Below are 9,395 nucleotides of genomic sequence, written 5' to 3'. Positions count from 1 at the left end.
TCCCGTGATTGCGCCTTTTTTCGGCTCATCTTCTAGGGTGGTAATCGGTTGTTTTTCATCTTTAACTACTGGCGCATCATTTACCGGCGTTACTGTTACAGGAATCGTAACAGTCACTTCACCGCCATTGCCATCAGATACCACTACTGTAAATTCATCATCACCGTTGTAATCTTTTTTCGGCGTATAAGTGTATTCACCAGTTTTTTCATCGATAGTCACCGTACCATTTATCGGTTCTTTCTCAACTGTATAAGTGAGCTCGACCTCTTCCCCATTACTACTATCAGGATCTGTCACACCTTCGATGCTGCCTTTTTTCGGCTCATCTTCTAAGGTCGTAATGGGTTGTGTTGGCTCATTGACAACAGGGGCATCATTTACAGGCGTTACGGTTACAGGAACTGTCACAGTGACACTGCCACCATTACCATCTGAAACAACGACCGTGAATTTATCTGATCCGTTAAAATTTTTATTCGGTGTATAAGTATATTCGCCCGTTTTACCATCAATAGAAACACGCCCATTTGTAGGTTTACTTCCTAAATCATAAGTAAGCTTATCATTCTCGACATCTGTCACCCCTACAATAACGCCATTTTTAGGCTCATCTTCTTGGGTTAAAATGGGCTGCTCATCCTCTTCTACAACAGGCGCATCATTCACGGGGGTGACAGTGATAGGGACTTCTACAGTGACTTTCTCGCCATCACCATCCGTAACAACTACAGTAAAATGATCCTTACCATTAAAGTCTTGCGTGGGTGTATAGGTATATTTACCTGTTTCAGAATCAAAATCTAACACACCATTTTCTGGCTGTTTTGTCACAGTATAAGTAAGTTTATCCCCATCCACATCTGTTGCGACAATCTCGCCGGTTTGTACCGTATCTTCATCAATTGTAAAACCTTGCGTTTCATCCGCCACAGGCGCATCATTCACCGGCGTTACTGTTACAGGCACAGTAATCGTCACCGTTTCGCCATCAGGATCTTTAGCAATCACTGTGAACGAATCATCCCCATTGAAATCAGGATTTGGCGTATAGGTATATGAACCATCTTTATTGACTACGACTGTCCCATGCTTTGGCTCATCACCTAACTCATAAGTGAGCTCATCACCATCTTTATCCGTTACATCCGTGATTTGACCTGTCTTCGGCTCATCTTCAGATGTCGTAATTGGTTGCTCTGGTTTTGTCGTTTCTGGCGCATCATTCACCGGCGTCACTGTTACAGGCACAGTAATCGTCACCGTTTCACCATCAGGATCTTTGACGATAACTGTGAACGAATCATCCCCATTGAAATCAGGATTTGGCGTGTAAGTGTATGAACCATCTTTATTGACCACAACCGTGCCATTCGTTGGTTTATCACCTAATTCATAAGTGAGCTCATCACCATCCTTATCAGTCACATCTGTGATTTGACCATTTTTAGGCTCATCTTCTAATGTCGTGATTGGTTGCGCTGGCTTTGTCGTTTCAGGCGCATCATTTACGGGTGTCACTGTTACGGGAACAGAGACAACAACAGTCGCACCGACCTTATCTTTCACGACAACTGTAAATTGATCATCACCATTAAAGTCATTATTAGGTGTATAGGTATATTCACCTGTTTTTTCATTAATCGTGACCGTACCATGCTTTGGCTTATCACCTAACACATAAGTAAGCTCATCATTATTTGTCGCAATATCCACATCTGTCGCAGCGATCTTCCCATCAACTGAAGAGTCTTCTGCTGTTGTTACGGGCTGATTATCTTCCGCTTCAGGCGCATCATTTACGGGGGTTACAGTAACAGGTACAGTAATCGTTACACTGCCACCATTACCATCTGATACAACGACCGTAAATTGATCATCACCATTAAAATCATTATTAGGTGTATAGGTATATTCACCTGTTTTTTCATCAATTATGACCGTACCATTCGCGGGTGCTTCACCTAATTTATAGGTTAATTCATCTCCATCTTTATCTGTAATACCGCTGATTTTACCCGTAACAGCAGAGTCTTCTGCTGTTATCACAGGTTGAATATGATCATTGGCTGTCGGTGCATGATTATTATCTTTATCACCTTTATTACTATCAACGATAGACGCCGCACCTGCAACACCGGCGCCTCCGCCTAAAAGAAGCGGTAACCATGGTAAACCACAATCTTCATCTTCAAATAATAGATCTGACTCTTCATCCTCATGCTTGAGGAAGAAATTAACGATCACAATCGTTTTACCACTTTTAAGCTTTAAAATTAAGTCATTACCATCTTGAATAAACTCAGCGACATCCGCGCGATATAAGTGCGTATGAACCTCTGAAGCTGCGTTTAATATGATTTTTGACTCATCAACCTTAACTTCATTTAATGATTTCTTATCTACAACAACAAATGCTGACATAATGTTTGACCTTGATTTTAATAATTTTAAAAGCAGAAAATTCTTGTTTTTTAATACGGTGGAGGGGAGTTTTTAAATTTTTTCAAAACAAAACCCCCAGGCATTTACCTGGTGATAGTCTGTTATTCACATAATTTAAAATTGACGTCCCTACCTAGATTTATTTATCTAAATATATTTAATTCATATTGAGATTTTCATTATTTACTTTCGAATAATGAAAGGTTTTCCTTTTGCATCTACAGAAAGAACAAATGCTGGAGCTGTCATATCAGCCTTTACCACGACATCTACGTCATACGCAGAACAACGGCCTTGACAGTTTTTAACTTGTAAATGATAGGTACCTGGCATCAAGTAGTAATCTAAGTGATCATTCACTAAATAATCCCCTGCCTTTTTATCATTAATATAAAAAGTAATCGGACAATCTTGAGTCGCATTATCATTACGACGATACGCTTTACTATCTCTTGATACCTTAATGAGTTGGCTATCTTCACTCTGTTTCGTCTGATAAGTCATCTCAGAGATACCGGTACTTGCACATCCTGCTAAACCAATAGCAATGATAAAAATAGATGGGATTTTGCAGAAAGAACCGAATACAGAATTTTTTGTTTTCATATAACAAGCCTAAAAAAATATAACTGATGAAATATCATCGTATTAAAATATGTAATATACTGTGGCGAAATATAATAAAATTGTTGAGCATAGTCAATAAAAGTAAAATATATTATAAATAAATAGCGATTTAGGATTGAGTATGTTAAACAAATAACATAGAATACTTTCAGTTATTTACGAATCAAAACAATATCAAACAAAACGTCAGTGGACGTCTTTTAACCAAAAACGGCATATTAATATCGATGAATACATGGTACAGACTGAAAAAACCCCTTACTTTTTTAAGTATCTCTTTCCTGACTGCTTGTGCGAGTGATCAATCACTTACAAATATAGATGCCTCTTCTGAGCGAAAAAATCCTGAGAACATCAATATCCAAATTGAAATGTCTCAGACAATATCTGAAAAAAGAGAGTCGCCTAAAACAATTTCACTTCAAGATGCTGCCGCGCTTGTTGTTGCCTATCATCCTCGAATCGCTCAGGCAAGAAATAGCGAGAAAGGTGAAGCAGAGATGGTGAATGTTGCCAAGTCGAACTATTATCCTCAGATTACAGGGGGCACAAGAGTTGAATATAATGATCGCCCTGAAGGCAACCAGCGCCATCAAAACAAAATCCTCGAGCTAGAAGTACGTCAAACACTTTACGATTTTGGTAAAACAGCCAATACAGTAAAAGGTGCAGAATATGACTACGAAGGGGCAAAAGTAAACACAACTGCAACCAATGAAAGCTTTATTCATGCCGCAACATCAAGCGTTGTGGAATCTGTAAGACAAGAAAAACTGATTGCTCTCGCAAAGCAGCAAGTCAATCAAGTTAATGCTTTAGTAAATCTTGTGGAAGAACGTCATGATAAAGGTGCAAGTAATCTCTCCGATCTCCTGCATGCAAAATCTCGTTTAAACGATGTCCAGTCAGAATCTCTCGACTCGCAAACACAATATCAAGTTCAACTACAGAATCTTCGATATTTAACAGGCGTATCCTCTGTGCGTAAAGTCAGTATTGATAACCCTCCAAAAGCATTAGAACAAGCTTGCTCACTCCCTATTGATTGGCGTAATGTTCCGGAATATGTGATTGCTGAACTAGAAGCTAAAAAAGCTTTAGCGGACTTAGAATTGTCTAAATCAGAAGAAAAACCGACGATTTATGTGACAGGTACAGCATCTCACTCTTTAGATCAAAATAGCTCACCCAGATATAACTCTCGCTCAGACTCCAAGATCTCGCTCAATATCTCTGTTCCGCTTTATCAAGGGGGTGGATTATCAGCAAAAAAACGCGCCTCTGAAAATTGGGCTCATGCGGCATCTGCTCGTCAAGAAACTGTAAAACTTGATGTTAGCAAAACAATGGATGATGCCAAAATAAAACTCCAAAATATGAAAAGCAGACAATCCCTTTTAACACAGCGTGTTAACAACCTTCAAGGCACACGCGAGCTCTATAAGCGTCAATATTTAGACTTAGGTTCACGCTCACTTGTTGATCTTTTAAACTCAGAGCAAGAGTTCCACAAGGCACAAGTCGATGTAGTAAATAACAAGCTCGACATCATCCAAACTCAATTGGATTGTGCGTATTACCATGGGCAGCTCGAAGCATACTTCGACATCCAATAGATTAGCAATAAAATTTAACATACGAGTGAAGCCCTAACTTCACTCGTAACACTCTGTGATCTAAATTTATCACAATTTATTCCGCTCAATGCCACTTATACCCATTACGCTTCACCGATGTTACCCCGTAATAACGGTGAATAATTGTTTTTAGACTGAGGGATCATCTCAGCAACATTACTAGCAACAATAAAGATACATACATGAAAGATCATACCGAATACGATAATTGGATCGAGGCAATCATTACGATTGCCAAACATTATCGCCTTGAATTTTCTAAAGAAAACATCTCATTAACAAGCGCCTGGCTCCAAAACAATCCACTGAGCGATACACTTAGAGCCATGTCTCGACAAGCGGGTTTAACCGTGAGCGTGATTAAGCTCACCGAAAAAGACCTTAATGTCTGGCGCTTGCCTTTAGTAGTTCAATTCAAGAATGGGCAAATTGCAGTGATTGATACGATTGATCAAAATGATCAGGTCAGTATTACTTACTGCGGTGATGATGGTTTAAAGAGTAGTATCTCTAAAATGGAGCTACTTGATAACGTCAACCTTGCGGTCATCTTACGTCCTTCTCGCACCGTCGCTGATTCTCGTATCAAAGATTACACTGAAGCTCACGATAAACACTGGTTTAAAAATATCGTACTCAGAGACTGGAAACCTTACGCCCATATATTTGTTGCCTCTCTCATGGTTAACATACTGTCTCTTGCTGGGATTTTATTCACTCGTCAAGTCTACGATCGCGTTATTCCGGCAGAATCGTACCCCACACTTTATGTGCTCTTTAGTGGGGTACTCATCGCGATTATTTTTGGATTTATCTTGCGCCAACTACGCACAAAAGTCACCGATCTTCTAGGAAAACGCGCAGACCTCAAGATCTCGGATCGTGTCTTTGGCCATGCTTTACGCATTAAGAATGCCCACCGGCCACGCTCTACCGGCACTTTCATCTCTCAAATTAGGGAATTGGACAGTGTTAGAGAACTATTGACCTCGACAACTGTTATGGCATTTGCAGATATGCCCTTTTTCTTCCTATTTTGTATCGTATTTTGGTATATCGCTGGCGCCCTTGTATGGATTCCCATTGCTGCCGTGATCCTGATGGTATTACCCGGCTTATTTGCACAGAAAAAACTCCATTACTATGCAAATCTCAACATGAAAGAGAGCTCCCTAAGAAATGCAATGCTCGTTGAAAGCGTACAAGGAAGTGAAGATATTAAATCCCTTCAAGCAGAACAACGTTTTCAGCATCAATGGAATAACTACAATGCGGTATTAGCGGATATTAACTTAAAATCACGTTCTTTAACCAATAGTCTTTCAGCATGGACTCAAACAGTTCAAACGGGGGCCTTTGCCGTCATTGTACTCTTTGGTGCTCCCATGGTAATACAAGGGGATTTAAGTACAGGTTCCTTAATTGCAGCATCGATCTTAGGTAGCAGGATGATTGGTCCTATGGCGGGATTAACCCAGGTATTAAACCGCTGGCAGCAAGCCAAAGTCTCTTTAAATGGGCTAAACCAACTCATGGAACTTCCTGTCGATAACCCTTATCACTCTAAGAAAATTCATAAAAATATTCTTAAAGGAGATTATTCTCTCAAAAATGCTGCATTTTTCTATGGAGAAACAAGCCAAGTCCCTGCCCTATACGTTCAAAACCTCAATATCAAAGCGGGAGAAAAAATTGCAGTATTAGGGAGAAATGGTGCGGGAAAATCAACTCTACTACAGGCTCTTTCAGGATTACTAGAACCTCGTAGTGGAATCGTGAATCTCGACAACATCAATATAAACCATATTGACCCAGCTGATGTACGCAGAGATATCTCTTTAATGAGTCAAAACTCAACACTCTTCCACGGATCACTTCGTGAAAACTTGATGTTAGGTGCGCCGAGAGCCACGGATGAAGAACTCTATACAGCCTTAAAAATTACAGGTGCTTTCGACTTTATCCAAAAACTTTCCACCGGTTTAGACTATGTCATTGCAGAAGGTGGAATGGGGTTATCAGGCGGACAGAGACAATCTTTACTCTTATCTAGAGCGCTCGTAAGATCCCCTAATATCTTACTTTTAGATGAACCTACAGCAGCACTAGATGACATTACCGAACGCCAGTTTATTATGAACCTCAATCAAGTTACTAAAGATAAAACCGTTATTATCGCCACCCACAAAATGAGTATTATCAATATTGTTGATCGAATTGTGACGATTGCTAACGGGCAAATTGTTTTAGATGAAGCTAAAGACGTTGCCCTCGCAAAACTTTCGAGCCACGCTCAATAATTTGACCTTTGATTGGAGAATCACCCATGATCAATCAACCTAATATCATTCCTTCGGCATCGGCTAAGACTAAATCCGCAACCGAAGGCTCCTCCCCCGATACTACAAATGACAATATTACTGTGCAAGAAAATCTAACTCAAGATCTAGATAATTCGCAAAGTAGCACTTCTAATGTAGGTAAAAAGACAAGTGAAGATAATATGCTTCTCCTTAACTATGATGAGGACAAGCAGCGATATAAAGACCATGTTGATGAGGCAGAGATCGTTAAATCTTCTCGTATTATTTGGGCTTTTGTCGCACTTATTGCCGCCTTTATCATCTGGTCTTACTTTGCTGTATTAGTCGAAGTCACCACCGGTACAGGTAAAGTTGTCCCAACGTCGCGTGAGCAAGTCATTCAATCCTTAGAAGGAGGAATTATCTCTGAGCTATACGTGAAAGAAGGAGACCAAGTAGAAAAAGATCAGATTTTAGCGCAATTAGATTTAACCCGTAATGAAGCAAATGTTGAAGAGAGTGCAACAAGATACCGAGCGGCACTTGCTAAAATTGCCCGTTTAGAAGCGGAAGTAAACCAAGAAGACCTAGTTTTTCCTGATGAATTAGAAGCATTTACTCACTTAGTACAAGTCGAAAAACGCTTATACCAAGTGCGTCAAAAGGCATTACAGGAATCGATATCTGGGATTCAAGAGTCTTTAGATCTAGTGCAAGAAGAGTTAAAACTTACTAAAGGCTTAGCGGCACAGGGAGCGGCTAGCAATGTTGAAGTCTTAAAACTTCAGCGCCAAGTCTCAGAATTACAATTAAAAATTACCGATAAAAATTCAGAATATATGGTCCGTGCTCGTGAAGAGCTCAGCCAAGTAAAAGCCGAAGCAGAATCATTAGAGTCAGTGATTAAGGGGCGCGAAGATTCTCTTTCTCGTATGACTCTGAGATCACCTGTCCGTGGGATTGTTAAAGATATTGCTGTAACCACAAAAGGCGGCGTTATCCCTCCTAATGGTGAGCTGATGCAAATTGTCCCTTTAGAAGATCAGCTCTTAATAGAAGCCCGTATCTCTCCTAGAGATATTGCCTATATCTACCCAGGGCAACCTGCAAAGGTCAAAATTACCGCCTATGATTATTCGATCTTTGGGGGTCTTGATGGGAAAGTGACCCTTATTTCGCCAGATAGTATCCAGGATAAATTCAAACCAGAAATTTTCTACTACCGCGTATTTATTCGGACTACTTCAGACTCATTGGTAGATAAGAGTGGTAAACCCTTTGCCATCGTCCCGGGAATGATTGCTACAGCGGATATTCAAACCGGTGAAAAAACCGTATTTGACTACCTGATGAAGCCCTTTGGTCGTATCAAAGATGCTTTACGAGAGCGTTAACAAACAGCGCTTATTCAACTCAAGCAATAAAGACAATCCACAATAGCAAAAAGCCTACTTAATAAAATAAGTAGGCTTTTCTTTAAGCTAGCAATCAGTAAATTCCCTCTCTACTCTGCAATTTTTACCTTAAAAGCAGAATCCCCCATTCGAAGTCCACGACAGTAAAATTGCAAACCAATTAATAGAACTTGTAGAAACAGGTAATTATCTTTTAGGTGATAAAGGTTATAACTCTGATACTACTCGAGATAAAGCACGTGCTTATGGAATGATTCCGATTATTCCTAGAAGATCTAATAATAAAAAGCAGAATGAAGAATTTGATAGTTATCTTTATAAAATTAGACATTTAGTAGAAAATGTTTTTGCAAAACTGAAGCATTTTCGAAGTATTGCCACTCGTTTTGAAAAATTAGCTAGAAATTTTAAATCTATGTTAAGTATTGCTTGTACTATAATTTGCCTCAGAATGAATTGAGGACATGCCCTAGCCATATCGATGTAATTGTTAATAAATCAAAGACTATAAATAACATTTCTTAGAAAAAATTCAAATGAGGACACGCCCTAATTCTTTTAATAAAATTAATCTAAATAAAGTTTTAATGTCGACTCTAACTTTTCTTGCATTGTAATCCTCCCTAAAAATAATACTAATCATAGGTAGAAATTTCTCGTATTATTTACTTAGAAGAAAACAACTATAAAAAAAATCAAAATTCACAGACACACAAATCATGTCGATCTTAAAGCAGAATGAATCAGGCGTGAAAGTGACCGATTTATGTCGAGAGCATGGGATTAGTTCGGCGACATTTTATAAGTGGCGTTCAAAATATGGTGGCATGGATGCCTCGATGATTACTCGGCTAAAGGAATTAGAAGCGGAGAATGCAAGGCTCAAAAAAATGTATGCCGAAGAGTGTCTTAAATCCCGTATTCGTCAAGAAGCTTTAGAGGGAAAGTGGTAAAGCCATCTCAACGAA

5 protein-coding genes and 2 pseudogenes are annotated in these 9,395 nt (G+C 39.3%); 5 read left to right on the top strand and 2 right to left on the bottom strand.

What is annotated here, in order from left to right:
- Both AC0SAP_RS10155 and AC0SAP_RS10150 read right to left on the bottom strand, forming a co-directional pair.
- Window positions 1–2,424 (bottom strand): tandem-95 repeat protein (locus AC0SAP_RS10155; RefSeq protein WP_473384077.1); only part of this gene is annotated, 2,424 nt, incomplete at its 3' end.
- Between the two features lie 204 nt (window positions 2,425–2,628).
- Window positions 2,629–3,051 carry a hypothetical protein gene (locus tag AC0SAP_RS10150; protein ID WP_473384076.1) on the bottom strand — a complete coding sequence of 141 codons (423 nt, stop codon included), beginning with the start codon at window positions 3,049–3,051 and terminating at the stop codon, window positions 2,629–2,631.
- Between the two features lie 248 nt (window positions 3,052–3,299).
- Here AC0SAP_RS10150 and AC0SAP_RS10145 point away from each other — a divergent pair, with 248 nt between their 5' ends.
- From AC0SAP_RS10145 to tnpA, 5 genes and pseudogenes are all read left to right on the top strand, one after another.
- Window positions 3,300–4,688 (top strand): TolC family protein, encoded by a 1,389-nt coding sequence (locus AC0SAP_RS10145; RefSeq protein WP_473384075.1) that lies wholly within the window; start codon window positions 3,300–3,302, stop codon window positions 4,686–4,688.
- Window positions 4,689–4,891: 203 nt separating this feature from the next.
- Window positions 4,892–7,009 (top strand): type I secretion system permease/ATPase, encoded by a 2,118-nt coding sequence (locus tag AC0SAP_RS10140; RefSeq protein ID WP_473384074.1) that lies wholly within the window; start codon window positions 4,892–4,894, stop codon window positions 7,007–7,009.
- Window positions 7,010–7,212: 203 nt separating this feature from the next.
- On the top strand, window positions 7,213–8,406 hold the full coding sequence (locus tag AC0SAP_RS10135; RefSeq protein WP_473384078.1) for a beta-barrel domain-containing protein: 1,194 nt from the start codon (window positions 7,213–7,215) through the stop codon (window positions 8,404–8,406).
- A gap of 154 nt (window positions 8,407–8,560) precedes the next feature.
- A pseudogene (locus AC0SAP_RS10130) lies at window positions 8,561–8,887 on the top strand (transposase); the annotation flags it as partial.
- Between the two features lie 259 nt (window positions 8,888–9,146).
- Window positions 9,147–9,395: pseudogene (tnpA, locus tag AC0SAP_RS10125) on the top strand (IS66 family insertion sequence element accessory protein TnpA); the annotation flags it as partial.

The sequence above is a fragment of the Ignatzschineria sp. PL_is040 genome (genome assembly GCF_055813795.1).
The sequence above is the reverse complement of the archived record's forward strand: the minus strand, read 5'-3'. Positions and strand labels throughout refer to the sequence as shown.